At 67.9% G+C, this 21,966-nt stretch carries 22 protein-coding genes and 1 pseudogene; 16 read left to right on the top strand and 7 right to left on the bottom strand.

The window, feature by feature from the left end:
* Positions 1-39 precede the first annotated feature (39 nt).
* From ACIBCN_RS08570 to ACIBCN_RS08540, 7 genes are all read left to right on the top strand, one after another.
* Positions 40-3,546, top strand: coding sequence for a UvrD-helicase domain-containing protein (locus tag ACIBCN_RS08570; protein ID WP_396990857.1), 3,507 nt, complete (start codon positions 40-42; stop codon positions 3,544-3,546).
* Positions 3,543-5,456, top strand: coding sequence for an exodeoxyribonuclease V subunit alpha (recD, locus tag ACIBCN_RS08565; protein WP_396990856.1), 1,914 nt, complete (start codon positions 3,543-3,545; stop codon positions 5,454-5,456). Before ACIBCN_RS08570 ends, recD begins: the two co-directional genes overlap by 4 nt.
* Positions 5,457-5,505: 49 nt before the next feature.
* A complete protein-coding gene (locus ACIBCN_RS08560; RefSeq protein WP_396991168.1) occupies positions 5,506-5,979 on the top strand; it encodes an RNA polymerase sigma factor in 474 nt (157 codons plus the stop codon).
* Entirely contained in the window at positions 5,979-6,593 is a 615-nt protein-coding gene (locus ACIBCN_RS08555) for a methylated-DNA--[protein]-cysteine S-methyltransferase (protein WP_396991167.1), read from the top strand. The genes ACIBCN_RS08560 and ACIBCN_RS08555 overlap by 1 nt, the downstream gene beginning before the upstream one ends.
* 32 nt (positions 6,594-6,625) lie before the next feature.
* Entirely contained in the window at positions 6,626-7,354 is a 729-nt protein-coding gene (locus tag ACIBCN_RS08550) for a 2OG-Fe(II) oxygenase (RefSeq protein WP_396990855.1), read from the top strand.
* Positions 7,341-7,625: an Ada metal-binding domain-containing protein gene (locus ACIBCN_RS08545; RefSeq protein ID WP_396990854.1), complete on the top strand. Its 285-nt coding sequence runs from the start codon at positions 7,341-7,343 to the stop codon at positions 7,623-7,625. Before ACIBCN_RS08550 ends, ACIBCN_RS08545 begins: the two co-directional genes overlap by 14 nt.
* Positions 7,626-7,687: 62 nt before the next feature.
* Positions 7,688-8,197, top strand: coding sequence for a methylated-DNA--[protein]-cysteine S-methyltransferase (locus ACIBCN_RS08540; protein ID WP_396990853.1), 510 nt, complete (start codon positions 7,688-7,690; stop codon positions 8,195-8,197).
* A 34-nt stretch (positions 8,198-8,231) separates the two neighbouring features.
* Here ACIBCN_RS08540 and ACIBCN_RS08535 read toward each other — a convergent pair whose 3' ends face one another.
* Positions 8,232-8,624 (bottom strand): hypothetical protein, encoded by a 393-nt coding sequence (locus ACIBCN_RS08535; protein ID WP_396990852.1) that lies wholly within the window; start codon positions 8,622-8,624, stop codon positions 8,232-8,234.
* 113 nt (positions 8,625-8,737) lie between these two features.
* On the opposite strand from ACIBCN_RS08535, the gene ACIBCN_RS08530 reads away from it, so the two are divergent.
* Positions 8,738-9,385: a TetR-like C-terminal domain-containing protein gene (locus ACIBCN_RS08530; protein WP_396990851.1), complete on the top strand. Its 648-nt coding sequence runs from the start codon at positions 8,738-8,740 to the stop codon at positions 9,383-9,385.
* 53 nt (positions 9,386-9,438) lie between these two features.
* On the opposite strand, the gene ACIBCN_RS08525 is transcribed toward ACIBCN_RS08530, so the two are convergent.
* Positions 9,439-9,642, bottom strand: coding sequence for a cold-shock protein (locus tag ACIBCN_RS08525; RefSeq protein WP_069166293.1), 204 nt, complete (start codon positions 9,640-9,642; stop codon positions 9,439-9,441).
* Between the two features lie 755 nt (positions 9,643-10,397).
* Between ACIBCN_RS08525 and ACIBCN_RS08520 the strand changes: the two genes are divergently transcribed.
* The 7 genes and pseudogenes from ACIBCN_RS08520 to ACIBCN_RS08490 form a co-directional block, all read left to right on the top strand.
* On the top strand, positions 10,398-11,294 hold the full coding sequence (locus ACIBCN_RS08520; protein WP_396990850.1) for an alpha/beta hydrolase: 897 nt from the start codon (positions 10,398-10,400) through the stop codon (positions 11,292-11,294).
* 148 nt (positions 11,295-11,442) lie between these two features.
* Positions 11,443-12,039 (top strand): TetR family transcriptional regulator, encoded by a 597-nt coding sequence (locus ACIBCN_RS08515; RefSeq protein ID WP_396990849.1) that lies wholly within the window; start codon positions 11,443-11,445, stop codon positions 12,037-12,039.
* Between the two features lie 107 nt (positions 12,040-12,146).
* Positions 12,147-13,349: a cytochrome P450 gene (locus tag ACIBCN_RS08510; protein WP_396990848.1), complete on the top strand. Its 1,203-nt coding sequence runs from the start codon at positions 12,147-12,149 to the stop codon at positions 13,347-13,349.
* 11 nt (positions 13,350-13,360) lie between these two features.
* Complete coding sequence (locus tag ACIBCN_RS08505) at positions 13,361-13,591, top strand: ferredoxin (RefSeq protein WP_396990847.1); 231 nt, start codon at positions 13,361-13,363, stop codon at positions 13,589-13,591.
* A 99-nt stretch (positions 13,592-13,690) separates the two neighbouring features.
* Positions 13,691-14,050: a hypothetical protein gene (locus ACIBCN_RS08500; RefSeq protein ID WP_396990846.1), complete on the top strand. Its 360-nt coding sequence runs from the start codon at positions 13,691-13,693 to the stop codon at positions 14,048-14,050.
* A gap of 59 nt (positions 14,051-14,109) precedes the next feature.
* Positions 14,110-14,886: a MerR family transcriptional regulator gene (locus tag ACIBCN_RS08495; RefSeq protein WP_396990845.1), complete on the top strand. Its 777-nt coding sequence runs from the start codon at positions 14,110-14,112 to the stop codon at positions 14,884-14,886.
* A gap of 78 nt (positions 14,887-14,964) precedes the next feature.
* A pseudogene (locus tag ACIBCN_RS08490) lies at positions 14,965-15,099 on the top strand (IS256 family transposase); the annotation flags it as partial.
* Here the strand turns inward: ACIBCN_RS08490 and ACIBCN_RS08485 are convergent.
* The 3 genes from ACIBCN_RS08485 to ACIBCN_RS08475 all read right to left on the bottom strand — a co-directional run bounded on the left by ACIBCN_RS08485 (position 15,098) and on the right by ACIBCN_RS08475 (position 17,066).
* A complete protein-coding gene (locus tag ACIBCN_RS08485) occupies positions 15,098-15,499 on the bottom strand; it encodes an NUDIX domain-containing protein (protein WP_396990844.1) in 402 nt (133 codons plus the stop codon). The pseudogene ACIBCN_RS08490 and the gene ACIBCN_RS08485 sit on opposite strands and share 2 nt — an antisense overlap.
* A 62-nt stretch (positions 15,500-15,561) precedes the next feature.
* Positions 15,562-16,320 carry a nucleotidyltransferase domain-containing protein gene (locus ACIBCN_RS08480; RefSeq protein ID WP_396990843.1) on the bottom strand — a complete coding sequence of 253 codons (759 nt, stop codon included), beginning with the start codon at positions 16,318-16,320 and terminating at the stop codon, positions 15,562-15,564.
* Positions 16,321-16,472: 152 nt separating this feature from the next.
* Positions 16,473-17,066, bottom strand: a complete 594-nt coding sequence (locus ACIBCN_RS08475; RefSeq protein WP_396990842.1) for a helix-turn-helix domain-containing protein — start codon at positions 17,064-17,066, stop codon at positions 16,473-16,475.
* A gap of 76 nt (positions 17,067-17,142) precedes the next feature.
* Between ACIBCN_RS08475 and ACIBCN_RS08470 the strand changes: the two genes are divergently transcribed.
* Positions 17,143-18,165 carry an NAD(P)/FAD-dependent oxidoreductase gene (locus ACIBCN_RS08470; protein ID WP_396990841.1) on the top strand — a complete coding sequence of 341 codons (1,023 nt, stop codon included), beginning with the start codon at positions 17,143-17,145 and terminating at the stop codon, positions 18,163-18,165.
* A gap of 411 nt (positions 18,166-18,576) precedes the next feature.
* Here ACIBCN_RS08470 and ACIBCN_RS08465 read toward each other — a convergent pair whose 3' ends face one another.
* Positions 18,577-20,691, bottom strand: coding sequence for an MMPL family transporter (locus ACIBCN_RS08465; protein WP_396990840.1), 2,115 nt, complete (start codon positions 20,689-20,691; stop codon positions 18,577-18,579).
* Positions 20,688-21,941 (bottom strand): peptide synthetase, encoded by a 1,254-nt coding sequence (locus tag ACIBCN_RS08460; RefSeq protein ID WP_396990839.1) that lies wholly within the window; start codon positions 21,939-21,941, stop codon positions 20,688-20,690. The genes ACIBCN_RS08465 and ACIBCN_RS08460 overlap by 4 nt, the downstream gene beginning before the upstream one ends.
* Positions 21,942-21,966: the final 25 nt, after the last annotated feature.

Below are 21,966 nucleotides of genomic sequence, written 5' to 3'. Positions count from 1 at the left end.
AGAATGGCTGTTTCGGCGGGTCGGAAGGCGGGTGTTCGCGTGACCGTGCAAGACACCTCGTTCGTGGTGCCCGAGTTCGACGTACCCGACAGCTTCGAGCCGTACGGTCCGCTGCCCACCGGGACCACCGTGTTGGAGGCGAGCGCGGGCACCGGCAAGACGCATGCGATCGTCGGGTTGGCGGTGCGATATGTCGCCGAGGCCGGGATCGATGTCTCGCAGCTGCTGCTGGTGACGTTCAGCCGCGCGGCCACGCAGGAGTTGCGCGAGCGCACCCGGGACCGGTTCGTGGTGGTCGCGGCGGGGCTCGCGGATCCCGAACTGGCTCGCGCGCACGCCGACGACCTGATTCGCTATCTGGCGCAGGCGCATTCGGACGAGGTGCGGCGCAGGCGGGCCCGATTGCTCGCGGCTCTTTCCGATTTCGACGCGGGCACCATCGCGACCACGCACAGCTTCTGCCAGCGAATGCTGGACGAACTCGGGCTGGCCGGTGAGCACGATCCCGGTGCCCGGCTGGTCGAGAACGTCGACGAGCTGATCGGCACGGTCGCCGACGACCTCTACCTGAACCGGTACGCCCGTACCGAACCGCCGTTCTCCGTGAAGGAAGCGCACACGCTGGCGCTGGCCGCCGTGCGCGACCGGCACGCGGTGCTGATGCCGAAGGGCGACTCGGCGGCGGGCGAGCGGGTGGCCTTCGCGACCGCGGTCCGCGCGGAAACCGAACGCCGGAAACGGCTGGCCGGGCTGCGCGACTTCGACGACCTGCTGGTGCTGCTGCACGACGTGCTGGCCGACACCGAGCACGGACCCCGCGCGTGCCGCCGCATCCGCGAGCGCTACCGGGTCGCGCTGGTCGACGAATTCCAGGACACCGACCCGCTGCAGTGGGACATCCTGCGGCGCTCGTTCCACGGCCACACCACCCTGGTGCTCGTCGGCGACCCGAAGCAGGCTATCTACGCCTTCCGCGGCGCAGAGGTGCTCAGCTACCTGGATGCCGTCGCGCACGCCGACACCCGCAAAGAACTCACCACCAACTGGCGCAGCGACGCCGGGTTGCTTGCCGCGCTGGACCACCTGCAGGGTGGAGCGGCCCTGGGGCACAAGGAGATCACCGTCTACCCGGTGGCGGCCACCCGGCCGTGGTCGCGGCTGTCCGGGCCGGATGACCTCGTCACCCCGATGCGGATGCGGTGTCTGCCGCGCACCGGCGCGGGGCCGTTGAACAAGTCCGGTTTCCCCTCGGTCGGCCGGATGCGCGCGAAGGTTGCCGACGATCTCGCGGCCGACATCGTCCGGCTGCTGGAATCCGGGGTCACATTGGCCACTACCGCGCGGCCGAGCCACACCGGCCTGAATTCGCCTGCGGCCGTGCGCAATGCCACCTTCGGTGGGGCGATCGTCGATCCGGCAACCGCGCAAGATCGAGCCGCCGACCGATTGAGCGCGGGAACTGCTCCGTCAGGCGATGCCGGACGGCTGAACGACGTCACGCACCGGCCGATCAGTCCCGGTGACATCGCTGTCCTGGTGCGCACGCGATCCCAAATCGACGTGGTGCGAGCAGCGTTGGACCGCGTCGGCGTCGCCTCGGTGCTCGCCGGCGGTACCAGTGTGTTCGCGACCAGCAGTGCCACCGACTGGCTGTGGTTGCTGCGAGCGCTGGAACAGCCGCATCGCGGCGACCGGGTCCGATTGGCGGCGTGCACGCCGTTGATCGGTATCACGGCTGCCGAAATCGATAGCGGCGGAGCGGATCTGGTCGGCCGGGTCAGTGCGCAACTCCGTGATGCCGCTCGCTTGTTCGCGCGTTCGGGTTTCGCGGCGGTCTTCGAAAAGATCTCCGCCGAAGCGGATTTGGCGCACCGGCTGCTCGCCGTCGAGAACGGCGAGCGCCAGCTCACCGACCTGCGGCACGTCGCGCAGCTGCTCGATCAGGTGTCGCTCACCGAATCGCTCGGCCTGACCGCGCTGACCCGCTGGCTGGGCGACCGGGTGCGTGATCCCGCGTCGGGCACCGTCGCCGACCGTAGCCGCAGGCTCGACCGCGACGCCGCCGCCGTGCAGATCGCCACCGTGCACGCCAGCAAGGGCCTCGAATTCCCCGTCGTCTACTTGCCGTTCGCCTGGGACAACGCGAAGAACCCGTACCCGGCGACGCTGCTGTTCCATGACGACAACGACATGCGCGTGCTCGATGTCGGCGGGCCGGACGCGTCCGGGTACGCGGAACGCAAGCTGCGCAGCGAATCCGAGGAGGCGGGCGAGGAACTGCGCCTGCTGTACGTCGCGCTGACCCGCGCCATGTGCCAGGTCGTCGCGTGGTGGGCCCCCGCGATCACCACCGCGGCTTCGCCACTGCACCGGATGATTCTCGGTCGCCCCGATGGCGGCGACACCGTCCCGCCGCGCGCCGCCGTGCCCGCGGACGCCGTTGCGCCAGGCCTGCTTTCGGCCTGGGCCGGGGGAGCGGCGCAGGCCATCTCGGTGACCGCGGTCGCGGGCAGCGACGACGTCGCGGTCCAGCGGGTGCGCACCGAACCCGGCACCGGCGAGCTCGCCGCCGCGCACCTCGACCGCAAGCTGGACCAGCAGTGGCGACGCACCTCGTACTCGGCGCTGACCGCGTCCGCGCACGGCCCCGTCACCCCTGAGCTGGACATCGAACCGGAGGACAACCGAGGTCCCGCCGACGAGCCGAGCACCCCGGTGATCGCCGCGGTCGAAGAGGTGTTCGCCGGCCCGGCGTCGCTGATGAATTCGTTGCCCTACGGTGCGGAGTTCGGCACCCTCGTGCACGGCGTATTCGAGCTGATCGACACGGACGCACCGGATCTGGCCGCCGAGGTGGACACCCGCTGCCGCGCGATCATCGACGACCTGATGGCCGAGGCGGATCCGGCCGTGCTCAGCACCGCCGTACTCGCCGCGCTGCGCACCCCGCTCGGCATCGGCTCGCTCGCCGATATCTCCAGCCGAGACCGCCTGAACGAGTTGGAATTCGAGCTGCCGCTGGCCGGCGGAGATGCGCCGAGCGCCGAATCCGCCACACTGCGGCAGATCGCGGACCTGTTGCGCACCCACTTGCCTTCCGGGGATGACCTTTTCGTCTACGCCGACCACCTGGCCACCCTCGACGACATCCCGCTGCGCGGCTACCTGACCGGCAGCATCGACGCCGTCCTCCGGATCAACGACGGCGCGGACACCCGATTCGTGATCGTCGACTACAAGACCAACCGCCTCGGCACCGGCGACCTCACCGTCGGTCATTACACCCGCGACCGCATGGCCGCCGAGATGCTGCGCTCCCACTACCCGCTGCAGGCCCTGCTCTACGCGGTCGCCCTGCACCGCTACCTGCGCTGGCGCCTGCCCGACTACGACCCGGCCCGCCACCTCGGCGGCGCCCGCTACCTCTTCGTGCGCGGCATGATCGGCCCCGAAACCCCCACCGGCCACGGCGTTTTCGACTGGAACCCGCCTGCTTCCCTCATCATCGCGCTGTCCCAGCTGCTGGCCGGCGAGGTCACCCGATGACCTCGATTCAGTTGGCGCAGCGGGGGACCGGGTTGTTGCGCGCGTTCAATGAGGCGGGCGTGCTGTCCGCCGCGGACGTGCACGTGGCGATTCGGCTGGGGCGCTTGGGTCGTGAGGACACCGAGGAGGTGTTGTTCGCGGCGGCGCTCGCGGTGCGGGCGGTGCGGTCCGGTTCGGTGTGCCTGGAGCTGCATCGGATGCGGGAGATCGGTATCGATGCCGACGAAACCTGGGACACCGGTGAGCGCATCGATCCGGCGACGCTGCCGTGGCCCGATATCGAGGCGGTGGTCGGCGCGCTTCGCGTCAGTCCGCTGGTGACCGGCGGCCCGGCGGGTCCGCTGCAACCGTTGCGGCTGGTGGAATCGCAGCGCCGCGACGACAGCGGCCCACTATTGTACCTGGACCGGTACTACCAGCAGGAGCAGACGGTCCGCCGCGTCCTCACCGAGCGGTCCGGACTCCACCCGGTCGTCGACCCGAATATCGTTCGCCGCGAACTGGATCGGCTGTTCGACGCGCCGGTCGGCGGCGTACCCGATCGGCAGCGGCTGGCGGCCGCGCTCGCCGCGACGCACTGGACCACGGTGGTGGCCGGCGGCCCCGGCACCGGCAAGACGCACACCATCGCGCGCATCATCGGCCTGCTCGACGCGCACCGCAAGGCGAATCCCAAACTGCCCGCGCTGCGTATCGCACTGGCCGCGCCGACCGGCAAGGCGGCCGCGCGACTCCAGGAGGCCGTCCGTGAGCAGGCCGAAGAATTGGGCCTGCCCGACCTCACCGCCGCCACCCTGCACCGCCTGCTCGGCTGGCAGCGCGGCCGCACCACCCGGTTCAAATACCACGAATTCAACCGTCTCCCTTACGACGTGATCGTCGTCGACGAAACCTCCATGGTGTCGCTGACCATGATGAGCAGGCTGTTCGCCGCCCTGCGCCCCGACACCCGCCTGGTCCTCGTCGGCGACCCCGACCAGCTCGCGTCGGTCGACGCGGGCGCGGTGCTCGCCGACCTGGTCGCGGGACCCGTTGCGGGCACCCCGAATCCGATGCTCGACGAGATCCTCGGCGCGGATTCACCGGAATCGGCCGCGCCGGAAGCCGATCCGGCCGCACTCACGACGCTGGAGCGAACTCGCCTGCGCGGCGGCATCGTTCGTCTGACCCGGGGCCGCCGCTTCGGCGGCCGGATCGCCGACCTTGCCGTCGCGGTCCGCGCCGGCGACGCCGACACCGCACTCGACCTGCTCCGCGCGGGCGGTGACGAACTGTCGCTGAGCGCGCCCGACGAAATGTCCGGTGTCCGTGCCGATGTCGTGCGCGCCGCCCGCGAGGTGACCACCGCCGCCCTCGCCGGGGATGCTGCGGGCGCGCTCACCGCTCTCGAATCGCACCGCTTGCTGTGCGCGCACCGCCAGGGCCCGTTCGGCGTCGAACGCTGGGACCGGATGGCCGCCGAGTGGGCGGCCGCCGGCGGAGCGGGCCCCGAATCCCATTCGGCACCCTGGTACCCCGGCCAGCCGCTGCTCGTCACCGCCAACGACCACGAGGCCCGCATCTACAACGGCGACACCGGCGTGGTCGTGCGCATGCCCGACGGTTCGCTGCGCGCCGCGCTGCAACGCGGCAGCGAGCCGTACCTGGTGCACCCGACCCAGTTCCCGGCCGTGGTCACCGTGTTCGCCATGACCATCCACCGCAGTCAGGGCAGCCAGTACGACACCGTCTCGGTGGTGCTGCCCGAACCGGAGTCGACCCTGCTGACCAGGGAACTGCTCTACACAGCGATCACCAGGGCCCGCCGCCACGTGCGCGTCATCGGCACCGACGAATCCATCAGGGCCGGGATCGCCCGCCGGGTGCTGCGCGCGAGCGGGTTGTCCCGGCGCGCGGACGGCGCCCGATGACCGGCGAATCTCACGTTTCCGACGGCCTGAACGTCTACCCAGTGTGAGATTGCCTCCGTTCGAGGAAGTGGTGGCCGAATACGGCCCGATGGTGCTGCGCGTCTGCCGGGCGGTGCTCGGGCCGACCGACGCGGCCGACGCGTGGTCGGAGACCTTCCTGTCCGCCCTGCGCGCGTATCCCGACCTCGCACCCGACGCGAACATCGAGGCATGGTTGGTCACCATCGCGCACCGTCGCGCGATCGACGTCGGCCGCGCGCTCACCCGCGCTCCGGTCCCGGCCGAGACACTGCCGGAACGCCCGTCCGCGGAACCGGACCCGGCCGACTACGACCCGCACCTCTGGGCCGCCTTGAAAGCGTTGCCGCCCAAGCAACGTCAGGCGGTCGCCTACCACTATCTGGCAGGCCTGCCGCACGCCGAAATCGCCGAGCTGCTCGGCAATTCCACCGACGCCGCCCGCCGCGCCGCCGCCGACGGCCTCAAAACTCTGCGCAAGCTCTATCCGAAGGATGAAACATGATGGCCACCATCGACCGTGGCGACCCGAACGGCCTGTTCGACGGCCTGACCCCCGACCGTGACCTGCTCGCTCAGCTGCACCGCCGGTTGGCGGCGGACGCACAGTCCGTGGGCTTGCTCGACGTCGCTTACCGCACCATGGACACCCCCGTCGGCTCGCTGTTGCTCGCGGCAACCCCGGCTGGGTTGGTGCGCGTCGCCTATCCCAACGAGAACCACGACACCGTCCTGACCACCCTCGCCGAGCGGGTCAGCCCCCGCGTGCTCGCCGCACCCGCGCGCCTGGATGCCGCGGCCCGCGAGATCGACGAGTACTTCGCCGGTGCCCGAACACATTTCGACCTGCCCCTCGATCTGCGACTGACCGGCGGATTCCGTCGTCAAGTGATCGAGCATCTGAGCGACATCGGCTACGGGCAGCGCGAAAGCTACGCCGTCGTCGCCGCTGCCGTCGGCAATCCACGGGCGGTCCGCGCCGTCGGTTCGGCGTGCGCGCACAACCCACTGCCCGTGGTGATTCCGTGCCATCGGGTGGTACGCAGCGATGGATCGATCGGCCAGTACGTCGGCGGCATCGAGGCCAAAACCACCCTGCTCACGCTGGAAGCCGCGTAAGCACCGACCACCCCGCTGACCTTGGAGGCGGTATGCGAAACACCGAAACCCTTGCCCCGCTGGCCGATCGAATCGCCGCACAGTCCTGGCCCGACCTCACCGACGAGATCGATGCTTATGGTTGCGCCCAGACCGGCCCGCTGCTGACGCCCGGCGAATGCGCCGAGTTCACCGAAATGTGGGACGACCTGGCGAGATTCCGCTCCACCATCGACATGGCCCGCTACCGATTCGGGCAGGGCACCTACCGGTACTTCGCCGATCCGGTGCCCGAGCCGATCATGGCCATGCGCGCGGCGTTCTATCGAAAGCTGTTGCCCGTCGCCCGCTCTTGGGCCGAACGGTTGGGCGATCCGGCTCCGTGGCCCGACGACTTCGGCGATTGGCTCGACGCCTGTCACGCCGCAGGGCAGTCCAAGCCGACGCCGATCCTGTTGCGCTACACCGAAGGTGACTGGAACGCCCTGCACCGCGATCTCTACGGTGACCTGGTGTTCCCATTGCAGGTGGTGATCGGGCTGGATCGTCCGGGAATCGACCACACCGGCGGCGAGTTCCTGCTCGTCGAGCAACGACCCCGGGCCCAGTCGAAAGCGACCGTCACCGTGCTGGAGCAGGGGCACGGCCTGATCTTCACCACCCGCGACCGGCCGACCCCGTCGAGTCGTGGCTGGTCTCGCTCGCCAGTTCGGCACGGCGTCAGCCGAATTCGGGGTGGCATCCGCCACACCCTCGGCCTAGTCCTGCATGACGCCCAGTAACAACCGCATGTACACGCTGCTCGACGCCGACGGCCGCCCGTACCTCAGCCCGACTCCGGGAGGATACGGCGGCCATCGGCGCGGCAGGATCTACGGTCGCCTGGACTGCCCGTCCGCGTTACGTGCGCTGTCTCGCGGTGCTTATCGCGCCCATCGCGTCTTCTTCGCCGACGAACCGACCGCGATCAGCGCGGGCTACCGACCGTGCGCGGTCTGTTTACCGGAGCGGTACGCCGCCTGGAAAGCGGCCCGGCACAACAATTCCCAGTGATCTCACGTTTGCGGCCCGACCGGCGTCTACCAGATGACAAGAACGCCGAACAGGAGCACGCCATGCAGAACTCAACAGCCCGCACAGTTCACGCCTCGACACTCGGCAACCTCCGCATCGAAGCAAGCACGACGGGCATCACCCGCGTCGTCCGCACCGACGACGCGGCCACCGCACCGACTGCCGAGAATTCTTGCGCGCTCGACTATCTCGTCACCGCGATCGTCGAGATCGATGGGTATCTGGCGGGCACCCGTCAGGAATTCACGGTCCCCATGGACCGGTCCGCGATGAGCGCCTTCGACCGTCAGGTCCTGGAAACCCTCGAAGCCACAACCGGTTACGGCGACACGACTACCTACGGCGCGCTCACCCGCGCACTAGGTCGTGGACCCGAGGACGCCCGCAAGGTCGGCGGCGCGCTGTCGCGCAACCCGCTACTGATCCTGATTCCGTGCCACCGAGTCCTCGGCGCGGGCGGCGCCCTCACCGGCTACGCGGGCGGGCTCCCCGCCAAACGCGCGCTGCTGGATCTCGAGTCCGCCGATCTCCTACTGCCCCTGGCAATCTGACGCAGACGGCCCGGCGAGACAACTCGCTGGGCCGTCAGGCGATCACGCCGTACGCGGTGGTGAGCATCGCGACAGCGAGCAGCACGCCACCGAAGGCGCTCAGGGTGTTCGTGGCCGACCACTTGCCCGGCTTGCCGATCGCCAGATTGAGGAACATGCCGCCGGATTGGGCGATCACGCCGAGCGCGAGCAGCGTGCACACGACCCACAGCACCCCGTCGTCGAATCCGGTATCCGCCAGAATCGCGAGCGTCGCCAACGTCATCACCAGCAGCACGCCCGCGTGCGCGTGCCCGGTCCGGAAGTAGGTGCGCTGGTACTCGGTGAGCTTCTCGGCGGCGAGCAGGCGCAAGGCCATCACGCCACCGAACATCACGGTGGGCAGGGAGATCAGCGCGATCGCGGTGAACAGCTTGATGGGGTCCATGGGTCGTCTCTCAGTCGATGTGCCCGTTCCACTAATCTGAACGGCGTACAGAACACAGGTCGGCATCTGGATGCCGTACAGATGTTGTGCGGTGAATCACATCGAGAGGTGATATGACTGAACGCAACCCGCAGGCCGCGTGCCGCACTACCTACCGGCATGGCGCCTTGCGGCCCGCGCTGATCGAAGCCGGGCTGCGCCTGGCTCGCGGCGGTGGCGGCCCGGCCGCGATCGTGCTCCGGGAGGCGGCTCGGCAGGCGGGTGTCGCGCCGAACGCCGCGTACACCTATTTCGCCGACCGCAACGCGCTCGTCGCCGCGGTGGCGAACGCGGCGCTGGCACAGATGGCGACCATGATGGCGGCGGAGCAGGACGGTCTCACCCTGAGTGCGGATCCCGCGGTGGCCGCGCGGCAGCGTTTCCGCGGCGTCGGCGTCGGCTATCTGCGATTCGCGCGTACCGAACCCGGGCTGTTCCGCACCGCGTTCACGAGCGGGCGGGATGCCACCGCGATGGGCCTACCGGATGCCGCGGGCCCTACCGGCCGGTCCGGCATCGAACTTCTCGGAGACGCGCTCGACGAAATGGTCGCTGCCGGGAACGTGCCGCCGGAACGGCGACCCGGGGCGGAGTATTTGGTGTGGTCGGCGGTGCACGGGATGGCGTTTCTGGCCATCGACGGCCCGCTGCGGACCTTGCCGGACGATCAGCTCGACGCTATGAGTGAGCGGATGCTGGACATGATCGATCGCGGCATATGAAGCAGGTGTGCCCCTCCCACCCGAAAAGTGGGAGGAGCGTCAATCCGGCCTGATCAGATGGCGCGGACGTCCGTGGCCTGCGGACCCTTCTGGCCCTGGCCGACCTCGAACTCCACACGCTGTCCCTCATCGAGGGACTTGAACCCGGACCCGCCGAGAGCCGAGTAGTGGACGAAGACGTCGGGACCGCCGCCGTCCTGCGCGATGAAGCCGAACCCCTTCTCCGCGTTGAACCACTTGACGACGCCCTGTGTCATATTTTCTCCTTGTACTCAGTGATGTTTCAGTCCACAGAAATGGTGCAAAATTTACGGACTCAGTGGACAGCATTCCATGCGCGCTGGCCGCGTGGTTAACGCGGGCGGGCGGAATGTGTGCAAAAGCATTCTCCGCTCGCTGCGCTACCGGCCTGGAGCCGACAGCACTAGCGCCGCGTCAGCCTACCTTTTTCCCGCCGATTGTGGGTGGCGGCGCCTGGGCGGCTCGACGGACAACCCGTGTCGGCGCTTCGGCGCGCCGCGATTCCGATCAGGGCATGTCAGCGCCACGTGCGACCGCGTGCCCGATCTGCGCGTAACTTTTCTGTCCGCCCGGCTAGTGCCGCGGCCATCGACCGGGCCCCGCCGCGAGCCCTCGGCGTCGCCGCGGTCCGCCGGCGCGATTCGGCACGAAATCCCTCGAGATTGAGTGTGATTTGTTCACCGAAATCGAGGTTTAGTTCGGCTCGTACGGCGTCGCCCGATGGTGGCGAGCGCGCGCGAATCTTCGTGGTATGCGAATTGGTGTCCGATGCAGGCACGTTCACCGTCTCGCGCGGCTTGTACGCGATGTAAACCTGAGTGTCTATGGTGCACCGATTTTCTGGCAGGTGACGGGCCGGACGAAACGGCATGGCGTCGCACTGTCAAGACCCGAATCTTGGTCCGACGCTTCAGGTTTTGCGATGATCTTCCGGCGGTATAACGGGATAGTGGCGGCTTCAAAGTATGTGGTTTTGCTTGTTGGTGTGTTGATGGCTTCGGTCTTGTCGGTCGGCCCGGCCGCGGCGGTTCCGACCGGCGCGCGGCTGGTCGAGGAGGCCTCGCTGGGCGGGTCGGTCTCGCGGATGGATGTCTACTCACCGTCGATGGATCGGGTGGTGACCAACCGGGTGATTCGGGCCGCCGGCGGTCCGGCGCCCACGCTGTACCTGCTCACCGGGATCGGCGGCGGTCAGGACGGCATCTCCTGGTGGGACGACACCGATGTCCGGGACTTCTTCGCCGACAAGCACGTCAACGTGGTGATGCCGGTCGGCGGCGCGTACAGCCTGTACACCGATTGGCTCGCCGACGACCCGGCGGTGGGGCGCAACCGGTGGACGACCTACCTCACCCGGGAACTGCCGGGAGTCCTCGACGCCCAGCTCGGCTCCACTCGACGCAACGCGATCGCGGGGGTCTCGATGAGTGCGGGGTCGGCGGTCGACCTCGCGATCCAGGCACCTGAGGTGTACAGCGCCGTGGCCGCGTACAGCGGATGTCCTTGGACCGCTGACGCTCTCGGGGTCGCGATGGTCAGCGCGCAGGTCGTCCGCGGCGGCGGCAATACGGCGAACATGTGGGGCGCGCCGGGCGACGCGATCTGGCGGGCGCACGACGCGTTCGCCAATGCGGCTGTGCTGGCAGGGAAAACGATCTACCTGTCGGCCGCTACCGGAACCCCCGGCGCGATCGATGAAGGGGGACTGCCGTTCCCGCCGATCGAGGCCATCGCCAGCGCCTGCACTGCGGCGTTCGCGGGCAGGCTCGATCAGCTCGGACTGCCCGCGGTGCACGTCAACCGGCCCGAGGGCGCGCACACCTGGGGCCAGTTCGAAACGGACCTGCACGACTCCTGGCCGCATCTGGCTAGTGCCCTCGGCGCCTGAAACACCGGCAGACCTCGCGAAAAGCCTCGAAGTAGACAATCCTTGACGGCAGTTGCGGACCGCTCGGTCGCCTCCGCAACGGGTGTCAGCGAAGGATCGGTTGCCTGCTTTACGCTGCTCTTGCGCAGATTTGGCAACCGGAGGATGCATGTCCAGCGAGAACGAAACGGTCAGCCGGAAAAGGGATTCGGCCGCCACCACCGCCGCGATCCTGGCGGCGGCGCAGGAATTGTTCGCCGAGCGGGGGTATGAGCGCGCCACGGTGCGCGACATCGCGGCGCGCGCCGGGGTGAATCAGGCCTTGCTGTTCCGGTATTTCGGCAACAAGGACGAGCTGTTCCGGGCCGCGATCGCGGACCAGGGACGGCGCAGGCTAGAGGACGGACCGGTCGAGGGTCTGTTGAGCAGGCTGCTCGCGGCGATGCTGGAGCCGAGCGGTCCTGGGGCACAGGAGTATTGGCTGCAAGCCGCGCTACGCTCGCCCGGACACGACCAGGGGACCTCGGCGATTCGCCGCGAGCTGGGTGACGAGTACGTGCGCGCGATGTCTTCGCTCGGCGACGGCCCCGATAGCGAGCTGTGTGCCGACCTGCTGCTCGCCTGGTTGCTCGGCATCGGACTGCTGCGCTCCGTGCACCGTAGAGAGCCGTTGGCCAGCGCGGATCCGGCGACGGTTGCCGGTCATGTGCTGCGCGCCGCGCAAACGCTTTTGGCCCGCACGGACGTGAATTTCCCGCCGCCGTAACGGAATCCGACCGTTGACGCGGCATTGTGACCTCCCTAACATGAGGTTGTGTAAGCAATTGCTTACATCGCTACCGCGCCAGTCGGCGTCGGCCAAGGGAGACCCGCATGACCGTGAAAACTGAGGTGCGCCACTACCCTTTCGGTGAACCCATCCGCCTAGACATGGACCCGCTCTTCGCCAAGCTGCGTCGCGAAGAGCCGGTCTCCCGTGTTCAGTTGCCCTACGGCGACGAGGGTTGGCTGGTCACCCGGTACGCGGACGCCAAGCTGGTGCTCGCCGATCCGCGATTCAGCCGCGCCGCGACGGTGGACCGCGAGGACATCCCGCGCACCACGCCGAACCCGACGCGGAAGAACTCGCTGCTCAGCATGGACGCGCCCGAGCACAGCAGGCTGCGCAAACTGGTCGCCAAGGCGTTCACCAGCCGCCGCGTCGAGCAACTCCGTCCGCGCGCGCAGCAGATCGTGAACGAGCGGCTCGACGAGATCGAATCCGCCGGGCCGGTCGCCGATTTGGTGCAGAGCCTGGCCTTGCCGCTGCCGGTCACCGTGATCTGCGAGATGCTCGGTGTGCCCACCCGCGACCAGCACCGGTTCCGCGACTTCTCCGACACCGTGCTGTCCACCACCGCGCACACCACCGAGCAGATCGACGCCGCGCGCGCGGCCCTCGAGGCTTATCTCGCCGAGGTGGTGGCGCAGCGCAGGCAACAGCCGACCGACGACCTGCTCGGCGCGTTGGTCGCCGCCCGCGACAACGACGACCGGCTCAGCGAAGACGAACTGGTCAACCTGGGGATCGGCCTGCTGATCGCGGGCCACGAAACCACCGCCAACCAGATCGCCAACTTCAGCTATGTCCTGCTCAGCGAACCGCGCCACTGGGAACTGTTGCGCGGCAGGCCCGAACTGGTGCCGGACGCGATCGAGGAACTGCTGCGCTACGTCCAGCTCGGCTCCGGCGGTTCCTTCGCCCGGGTCGCCACCGAGGACGTCGCGCTCGGCGGCGTCACCGTCCGGGCGGGGGAGTCGGTGATCGTCAACACCCAGGCCGCCAATCGCGACGAGAGCGTGTTCGACAACTCCGAAGAGCTGGACCTCGCCCGAAACAACAACCCGCACATGGCGTTCGGTCACGGGGTCCATCACTGCCTAGGTGCCCAACTCGCCAGACTGGAGCTGCAGGTCGCGTTAGGCTCACTGCTGCAACGCTTCCCGACGCTGCACCTCGCGGTCCCGTACGAGGAAGTACCGTGGAAGACCGGCTTGCTGGTACGTGGGCCGAAAGCGCTTCCAGTGAGCTGGTAAGGGGAACTGGTATGGCAGAGCAACATTGGCGTATCGAGGTCGACCGGAGCACCTGCCTCGGCTCAGGAATGTGCACCGGCCTCGCCCCCGCACACTTCACCCTCGTCGACGGCCGCTCCAGCCCGATAACAGAAGTCGTCCCCCCGGACGACCTCCTCATCGACGCCGCCGAATCCTGCCCGATCGAAGCAATCCTCGTCCGATCAGCGGAATCCGGCGAAATCCTCGCCCCCGAACAGTAACCCCCTTTGAATCCACATTCAGTGGCACATGACGGCGGACCCTTCTCGCCGCCACCAGGCGCCACTGAATGTGGATTCGTCAGGATTTATCCTGGTTGGGTGATCGAGATCGGTTCGAGGGCGCGGCGGTTGCCCGCGCCGCCGTCCGTCGTGTGGGAATCGCTGACCGAGCCGCGGCGGGCGCAGGCACGAGCCTGGCTTGTGCTGCTGGCCGACGAAGTCGAACCCCGAGTGCTGGCAGCCGATAAACCCGACAGGGTGGTGTGGTCGTCGCTGTGGCCCAGCAGACCTGATGACCAGGTGCATTTCCAGCTGACGGCGGTAGCGGGTGGCGACACTTTGCTGAGATTCACCTTGCTCACCCCCGATGAACCCCCGGACCCGAGCAAGACCGGACACCTCCGGCGCCGCCTCAACCACCTGCTCTTCGCCGATCTCCGGTTCTCTTACGGCCAGTGAACTGGTCTCTTTGTTTCGCCCTTGACGCTCACGTCACGTGAGGCCGCACAGTGGCAGGCATGGAACAACTCGAATACACCGTTGGCGCCATCGCCGAGCTGACCGGGGTGTCCATCCGCACCCTGCATCATTACGACGAAATCGGCCTACTCGAACCGAGCGCCCGCAGTGCGGCCGGCTATCGCCTCTACTCCGACACCGATCTGCAACGCCTGCAACGCATCCTCTTCTACCGCGAACTGGACCTCGGTCTACCGGAGATCACCACCGTCCTGGCCGACCCCACCATCGACGACGAGGACCACCTCCGCCGCCAGCGCGACCTGCTGACCGCGAAAACCACCCGCTACCAATCCATGATCTCCCTCATCGATAAGGAACTCACCGCCCGCCGAATCGGCATCACCCTCACTCCCACCGAAAGACTCTTGGTACTCGGCGTCGACAAACTCATCGACCGCGCCGACGAAATCACCCAAAAATGGGGCAACACCCCCGAATTCACCCAACGCCGCGACCGCACCCTGCACTACACCGAACAAGACTGGCTGACCCTGCGCACCGAACAAGCCACCATCCACCAACACCTGGCCGACGCCATGCAATCCGGCGTCCCCGCCGCCTCCCCCCAAGCCATGGACCTAGCCGAACAACACCGCCAGCACCTCAACCACTGGTTCCACGACTGCCCCTACGAAACCCACCGCACCCTAGCCACCGCCTACCGCACCAACCAACGCTCCGGCCTCAACTACGACGACATGGCCCCCGGCCTATCCCAATACATCCACGACGCAATCCTCGCCAACGCCGCCCGCCACCAACCCACCCAGTAAGCAGGTCAGCGGAGGGGACTGTGGATTTAACGGTGGTTCCGGCCCAACACGCTGATTGATGTTCAGCGGGAAGGTGCCGTGATGACGACACTTGATGCCGTGACGAGGAAGAAGATCAAGCCCGAGGCTTCGGCTGAAGCCCTGGCCGCCCAAGAGTTGGTGCGGATGGCCAAGGCGCAGGGGTTGTCGCTGACCGGGCCCGACGGGCTGCTCAGCGGAGTGCGCCGGTGTGGTGGAGGCGGTCGAAGATGAGTTGGTCGACGGGGGAGACGCGGGGGCGGTCGGCGTAGGTGAGCCAGACGACTTCGTCGATTTCGCTACTGGGGGTTGGTGTTCCGTGGTGGTCGACGGTGTAGCAGGTCATCTGGACGACGACGCCGTCCCGGTGGCCGTGTGCGTGGGCGTGAAAAGTGCCGAGGTGGGTGGCGGTGGCGGGGATGATGGCGACGGCGAGTTCTTCCCTGATCTCCCGGGCGAGGGTATCGAGGTCGGTCTCGCCGGGTTCACGCTTACCGCCGGGAATGTAGTAGACGTCCCTGCCATGTGAACGCGTGCTGAGGATCCTCCCGTGTTCCAGGTGAATCCAGGCGATCTTGTCGATAGTCGTGTTCATCGTGGTGTCCTCGCCGATCGATGTCCGTGGGTGGATGCGTCGTTACCGAAACCGGGCAACGATCATAGGTCGGCCATCGCACCGTCGAACAGTTGCGCCGCCTCGGTGATGGCCTGTGCCAACGACTTCGGGTCCGCGTCGAGCTCGGTGAGGATGGTGTCGATGTCACGGAGGCCGGCTTGTTGCAGTAGTCGCTTTTCGTTGGTTGTCCATTCGCCGCGGGCGGCCAGGATCGCGTGAGCTGTCTGCATTGCGGCGATGGCCAGGGTGCCTGCCACTTCGGCGGCCTGGCCGCGGGGGGCGTAAGTGGTTTCGGCGTATTGCAGTGTCATCGCTGCGCGGTTCTGCCATATCGGTGGCGCTGTTGTGCGTAGGGCCTCGGGGAAGGTGGGGTGGGGGAGGGTGCCGTGTAGGACCTGGTTGATGGCCAGTTCGGCGACTACCAGGTAGCTGGGGATGCCTGCCAGATGGAACATCAGGGGTTCCCAGTGGAAACGGCCTTGTTCGGCTTCGGCGAGTTCGTGTTCGACGACGTCGAGGTCGCGGTAGTGCACGTCGACCTTGCGGTCATCGATGGTGAACCAGGCGCCACCGTTGAAGACGCCGCCGCCCCAGCCGCCGAGTTCGGAAACCTCGCCGGGCCAGCCGGTTTCGCGGAGGTCGTCGGGGTCGAGGGTGTCTCGGTAGTAGATGGCGAGGTCCCAGTCGCTGTCCGGGGTGTGGGTGCCCTGGGCGCGTGAGCCGCCGAGGGTGACCGCGTGGACGCCGGGGAGGGCGGCCAACCGGGCGGTGACGTGCTGAAGGAAGGTTTCGTCGGTCATGGAAGTCCTAGGTTCGCAGGAGTGATGACGGATGCGGGCAGCACCGCCGGGCGCTGAAACCATTTCTGGGACAGCGGTATGCGGCGGGCGCACTCGGCATCGGTCATCACTCCATGACACGAATGGTACCGAGCAGGCGCGGCGAACTCGACTTATTTTCCGGCGGGCGGTTTGGGGCGGGCGCGCAGGTGCGCGCGCTCGCCCTGTTTGCCGAAAAGGCTGAGGAATTCGACGGATTCGGCGGTGGCGGCGCCGAACCAGTGCGGAACGCGGGTGTCGAATTCGGCGGCTTCGCCGGGGGTGAGCACCATGTCGCGTTCGCCGAGCACGAGCCGCAGTTTGCCGTTGAGGACGTAGAGCCACTCGTAGCCCTCGTGGGTTTGCGGCGACGGCTCGGTGCGGCGCGAGCCGGCGGCGAGCACCATCTTGAACGCTTGGATGCCGCCCGCGCGCCGCGTCAGCGGGAGGATCGTCATGCCATGGGCGGTCATCGGGCGCAGGTGGATGCGCGGGTCGCCGGTTTGCGGGGCATCGACGAGTTCGTCGAGGGTGACGCCGTGGGCGCGGGCGAGCGGAAGCAGTTGCTCGAGGGTCGGGCGGCGGTCGCCGGATTCCAGGCGAGACAGGGTGCTCACCGAGATGCCGGTGGCTGCCGACAGGGCCGCCAGGGTGGTTTCGCGTTGTTTGCGCAGCGCGCGCAGCCGCGGCCCGACCGCGTCGAGCGCTTGATCGAGATCGTCATCCATGCCAACAGCTTGCCAGATCGGCAACAAACATTGCGTATATGCCGGGTTCGGCCGCATGGTGGTCGCGGAGGTGGTCATGGTGACTGAACAGCTGAAAGATAACTATGACGTGGTGGTTGTCGGCGGTGGCGCGGCCGGGTTGAGCGGCGCGCTGATGCTCGGACGGGCACGGCGGTCGGTGGTGGTGATCGACGCGGGCGCACCGCGCAACGCTCCGGCTTCGGGCGTGCACGGACTGCTCGCCCGGGAGGGAATGGCACCGGGGGAGTTGCTGGAACGCGGCCGCGCGGAGGTCCGCGGGTATGGCGGCCATGTGGTGACCGGTGCGGTCGACGCCGTGACCGGCACCGACGACGGATTCGCGGTGACACTGTCCGACGGCCGGACGGTCGGCGCGCGGCGACTACTGGTGACCACCGGTCTGGTCGATGAACTGCCCGAGATTCCGGGCCTGCGGCAGCGGTGGGGACGCGACGTTCTGCACTGTCCGTACTGCCACGGATACGAGGTGCGTGACCAGGCCATCGGCGTGCTCGGCACCGGGCCGATGTCGGTGCACCAGGCACTGCTGTTCCGCCAGTGGAGCAACGACATCACGCTTTTCCCGCACACCATGCCGTCGCCGAGCAAGGAAGAGTTGGAGCAGCTCGCCGCCCGCGGCATCACGGTGGTGCCGGGTGAGGTGGCCGCGCTGGAAATCACCGATGACCGGTTGACCGGCGTTCGCCTGAGCGACGGCACCGTGGTCCGCCGCGAGGCGCTGGCGGTGATGTCCCGAATGGTGGCGCGCGCCGATTTCCTTGCCGCACTGGGACTGCGGCCCGTGGCGCACATGTCGGGCATGGGTGAGCACATCCCGGCGGACGCGACCGGTCGTACCGAGGTACCCGGTGTGTGGGTCGCCGGTAACGTCACCGATCTGTCCGCTCAGGTCGGCGGTGCCGCGGCGGCAGGCGCTTTCGCGGCCGCGCACATCAACGCCGACCTGATCACCGAGGAAACGCGCCTGGCGGTCGCGGCATACCGAAACCCGTTCTCCGCCGAAAACGAGGCGCGGGTCAGCGAATTGGTGTCGGCCGACCGTCGGCACGGTGTGTGAACCACGAAAGGACCAAAAACGGACTGACCCGGCCGGCGGAGTGCGATGTCACTTTTCGGGAAGCGGAATCAACTCCAGGTGTTCGGCCACCTTGGGTGTGCCGCAAGCACTCCGACCGGCCACCAGGTTCACCCCGCCGCCGTGCGAAACCAGGAATCTGCCACACACGCAGCGCAAATAGCGCACCGCCCCATGCGAAGAGACAAGCATCGGCGATGGCCAGGAGCAGGAGGGGCAGGCGGCGGACATGGGAGCTAAGCCTGGGGAGTGATCGAATGTATTGCAATCTTCGCTGCGGCGTGGCGACCGATCGGTATGAAAATTAGTCTGCAAAAAAGATATTCGCGGATGTTCCAGATGCTTTTCCGGTAGCCGATTCGACGGCTGCTGTGCGCCAGTGAATTCCGTGGTTCACCGAACCCCGGCCGGTTCTTCCGCGCGTTCGACGGAGGCGGGGATGCGGCGAGGGCTGGCGAACGGGTTCCACCAATTGGCGGGTCCCATGAGTTTGACCAGGGCGGGCACCAGCAGCATGCGGACGAGGGTGGCGTCGATGAGCAGGGCGATGATCATGCCGAGGCCGAGGAATCGCATGGGCGTCAAGGGGGAGAGGGTGAAGGCGCCGGTGACGATGACCAGCAGGGTGGCGGCGGCGGTGATGACGCGGGCGGTCTTGAGGGTGCCGATGCGGACGGCGGCCGCGGTGTCGGCACCCGAGTGGTGGGCTTCGACCATGCGGGACAGGAGGAAGACCTCGTAGTCGGTGGAGAGTCCGAAGACGACGGCGATGATCAGCACGAGCATGCCCGCGGCGAGCGGGCCGGGGCTGATGCCGAGCAGACCGGCGAGGTGGCCGTCGTCGAAGATCCAGGTGAGCACACCGAAGGTGGCGGCGAGGCTGAGGAACGCCATCAGTACGGCCTTGAGCGGCAACACGATCGATCGGAACGCCGCGAACAGCAGCAGCACCGTCGCGGTGATCATGACCAGGATCATCCACGGCATGGCGTGCACGATGGAGTGCACGCTGTCGACGGTGGCCGCGGTATCGCCGCCGATCCGCAGGACGGTGCCGTCGGGCGGAGTCAGGGCGCGGATGTCTTGCACTGTGGCCGAGGCGTTTTCGCTGCGGTCGGTGGCCGTCAGGAACGCGTGGAAGACGACGAAATCGTCGGCACGGCCCACCTGGAGCACCTGGCGGACGCCGTCGACGCGACCGAGCGCGGCGCTCGCGGCATCGACCGCGGCCGACTGCGGCGGGCCATCGGTCCCCTGCAGCACCGCGGTGACACCGCTACTCGCCGCTGGGAATCCGGTGGTCAGTTCCTCGACGGTGGTGCGCATTTCGTTGCCCGCGGGCAATGCGCGGTGGTCGATGTCGCCGAGCTTCGCGCCGGTGAGCGGCACGGCAAGCAGCACGAGCACCGCGCCGACCACGATGGTGACCAGGCCTGGCCTGCGCAGCACCGAATCCACCACCCGGCCCCAGCATCGTTCGGTCCGATCCTTGCTGCCCGCCTTGCCGATTCGCGCCCCGAACAGCGCGAGCATGGCGGGTAGCACGGTGAGCGAGAGGCCCGCGGCCAGCGCGACCGCGGCGATCGCGCCGAAACCCAGCGACCGCAGCACGGCCTGCGGGAACACGAAAGTGCCCGCGAACGCGCAGATCAGCAGTAGCGCCGAGAAGGCGACGGTCCGGCCCGCGGTGGCGCAGGTCCGCTCGATGGCGGACTCGACATCGCGCCCACCCGCGAGCTCCTCACGGAAGCGGGTCACCAGGAACAGCCCGTAGTCGATCGCCATGCCCAGCCCGAGCAGCGAGGCGATATTCACCGCGAACGTGCTCACCTCGGTGAATTCGGTGAGCACCCGAATGGTGCCCATCGCGCCGAGTACCGCGAGCACCCCGACCGCCACCGGCAGCGACGCCGCGACCACGCCGCCGAACACCAGCACCAGAATCAGCAATGTGAGTGGCAGCGAGATGGATTCGGCGCGCACCAGGTCATGCTGCGACTGACTGTTGATCTGCGTCGCGAGCGCGCTATAGCCGGACAGCTTGGTATCGATGCCCGGAACCTTCAGTGCCGCTTCGATCTCCGGGTAGGCGGTGACGCGTCGATTGTCGTCGCCCGCGAGGAACACCGCCGCCAGCGCCTGCCGGTTGTCGGCGGACTTCAGGAACTGCTTACGCGGCGGCACACTGTTCCAATAGGTTTCGATCGGGCGCTGCAGCAGCCTGCGATCGATGGTGGCCAGCGATTGCCGCACCCGAGGCCCGATATCGTCGAGCGTCTGCCCGTCCGGCGCGGTGTAGAGCGCGACGGCGTCGGGCGTCTGCGGGCCGAAGTGGTCGCGGACCAGCTGATCGACCGCTGCCGACTCGCTGTGCGGGTCAGTGAATCCGGCCGCGCTGACCTTGTCGGCGGTGTGCATGCCGAACAGCCCGGCCAGCAGCATCACCCCGACGACCATGGCGAGCACCGTGCGCGGGCGGGCGATGACGAATCGCGCCCAGCCGGTCATCGCACTGGCGAATCATGCGGCACGAGATCGGCTTCCAGCGTTGCCGCGATCTTGTCGAGCAGCGCCTCGAGCCTGGGCTCGATGCCGGCACCGTTGCGACAGGACACGGTCAGCTCGATCTTCCCATGCGATTCCAGCATCCCGAACAGCAGCGGCATCGCCCCGCTGTGCTGCGGCAGCACCCGCATCGTGCTCGGCGTCCAGCCCGGCACGGCGAGCTCGTCGAGGTCGAACTTGCCCATGTGTGACACGGTGGCGGACACCATGTTCCGGTTGAGCCTGGCGCCGATCCAGTTGCTCATCCGCAGCACGGCGCGGATGGCGGCGGGCGGGAACTTCGACAGACCGCCGTTGTCCAGCTGGTTCAGTTCGGTGCGCTGCCGCAGTCCGGCGCGCATCCGGTCGCTGATCGTTTCCCAGCTCTCGCCGGGCGCGACGTCGAGAAACAGTGGCAGCGCGAGATTCCCGGTCGACCGCAGCGCCGGATCGTGCCTGCGCAGGTCGACCGGCACCATGAAGCGCGATTTCACCCCGGCTTCGGCGGCCAGGATCGCCGAGACCCGCGCGACCATCCCCTTGCCGGTCGCGTGAATCGTCCGGTGCCGCAACAACCATCGCGAGGCCGCCGGGTCCTGGCGGCCACGGCCCGTCGCGGCCCGATACGTCGGCAGCACCAGTGTCTGTTTGCCGGGCGCACCCACCCGCGCCACCAGTTCGGCGTCGGAGATCGGGTCGGGCGCCCCGGCCGGGGGCACCCCGCGCAGCGCGCGGAGCACATCGTCGACCCACATTCGCATACCCATCCCGTCCATCACTCCGTGGAAGACACGGAACACGACGGTGGTTTGTTCACCGGTCAGCAGCAGCACCTCGGTGGTCCGGTCGGGTGTCGGCCCGATCGGGCTGTTCAGCACCGCGTCGTCTTCCAGCGTGGCGTAGTCGAGCGTCCATCCTGGCACCACCCGAACCCGCGCCGGGACACCGCTGTCCACCCAGTACTTGCCGTCGCGGACCAAACGCGCGCCGGGATTCGCCTCGGAGGCCACGTCCACCGCGCGCTGCACGGCGTCCGGGTCGAGGCTGCCGGCGCCGTGCACGACCATGTGCATCAGGAACGGCGGCGACACTTCCCTGGTGCAGAAGTACAGGCGCTCCGTGGGCGATATCTTCCGACGGAAGCCGGTGTCGATCTGCCCACCCGTCGTCCGACCACCACTCCCCACGGAATCGCTATGCGATGCTTTGTTCATGTTGCCTCCGGTGACGACTGCGGGT

Origin of the sequence: Nocardia sp. NPDC051052 (assembly GCF_044456045.1) — a bacterium.
Taxonomy (GTDB): domain Bacteria; phylum Actinomycetota; class Actinomycetes; order Mycobacteriales; family Mycobacteriaceae; genus Nocardia.
Note: the sequence above shows the minus strand (reverse complement) of the source record. Positions and strands in the feature narration are given on the sequence as shown.

Bases quoted from the DNA above. Each gene is read 5' to 3' on its own strand.
- recD (WP_396990856.1), top strand. From the start codon at position 3,543: ATGACCTCGATTCAGTTGGCGCAGCGGGGGACCGGGTTGTTGCGCGCG.
- ACIBCN_RS08555 (WP_396991167.1), top strand. From the start codon at position 5,979: ATGGCCACCATCGACCGTGGCGACCCGAACGGCCTGTTCGACGGCCTG.
- ACIBCN_RS08550 (WP_396990855.1), top strand. From the start codon at position 6,626: ATGCGAAACACCGAAACCCTTGCCCCGCTGGCCGATCGAATCGCCGCA.
- ACIBCN_RS08545 (WP_396990854.1), top strand. From the start codon at position 7,341: ATGACGCCCAGTAACAACCGCATGTACACGCTGCTCGACGCCGACGGC.
- ACIBCN_RS08540 (WP_396990853.1), top strand. From the start codon at position 7,688: ATGCAGAACTCAACAGCCCGCACAGTTCACGCCTCGACACTCGGCAAC.
- ACIBCN_RS08535 (WP_396990852.1), bottom strand. From the start codon at position 8,624: ATGGACCCCATCAAGCTGTTCACCGCGATCGCGCTGATCTCCCTGCCC.
- ACIBCN_RS08530 (WP_396990851.1), top strand. From the start codon at position 8,738: ATGACTGAACGCAACCCGCAGGCCGCGTGCCGCACTACCTACCGGCAT.
- ACIBCN_RS08525 (WP_069166293.1), bottom strand. From the start codon at position 9,642: ATGACACAGGGCGTCGTCAAGTGGTTCAACGCGGAGAAGGGGTTCGGC.
- ACIBCN_RS08520 (WP_396990850.1), top strand. From the start codon at position 10,398: ATGGCTTCGGTCTTGTCGGTCGGCCCGGCCGCGGCGGTTCCGACCGGC.
- ACIBCN_RS08515 (WP_396990849.1), top strand. From the start codon at position 11,443: ATGTCCAGCGAGAACGAAACGGTCAGCCGGAAAAGGGATTCGGCCGCC.
- ACIBCN_RS08510 (WP_396990848.1), top strand. From the start codon at position 12,147: ATGACCGTGAAAACTGAGGTGCGCCACTACCCTTTCGGTGAACCCATC.
- ACIBCN_RS08505 (WP_396990847.1), top strand. From the start codon at position 13,361: ATGGCAGAGCAACATTGGCGTATCGAGGTCGACCGGAGCACCTGCCTC.
- ACIBCN_RS08495 (WP_396990845.1), top strand. From the start codon at position 14,110: ATGGAACAACTCGAATACACCGTTGGCGCCATCGCCGAGCTGACCGGG.
- ACIBCN_RS08485 (WP_396990844.1), bottom strand. From the start codon at position 15,499: ATGAACACGACTATCGACAAGATCGCCTGGATTCACCTGGAACACGGG.
- ACIBCN_RS08480 (WP_396990843.1), bottom strand. From the start codon at position 16,320: ATGACCGACGAAACCTTCCTTCAGCACGTCACCGCCCGGTTGGCCGCC.
- ACIBCN_RS08475 (WP_396990842.1), bottom strand. From the start codon at position 17,066: ATGGATGACGATCTCGATCAAGCGCTCGACGCGGTCGGGCCGCGGCTG.
- ACIBCN_RS08470 (WP_396990841.1), top strand. From the start codon at position 17,143: ATGGTGACTGAACAGCTGAAAGATAACTATGACGTGGTGGTTGTCGGC.
- ACIBCN_RS08465 (WP_396990840.1), bottom strand. From the start codon at position 20,691: ATGACCGGCTGGGCGCGATTCGTCATCGCCCGCCCGCGCACGGTGCTC.
- ACIBCN_RS08460 (WP_396990839.1), bottom strand. From the start codon at position 21,941: ATGAACAAAGCATCGCATAGCGATTCCGTGGGGAGTGGTGGTCGGACG.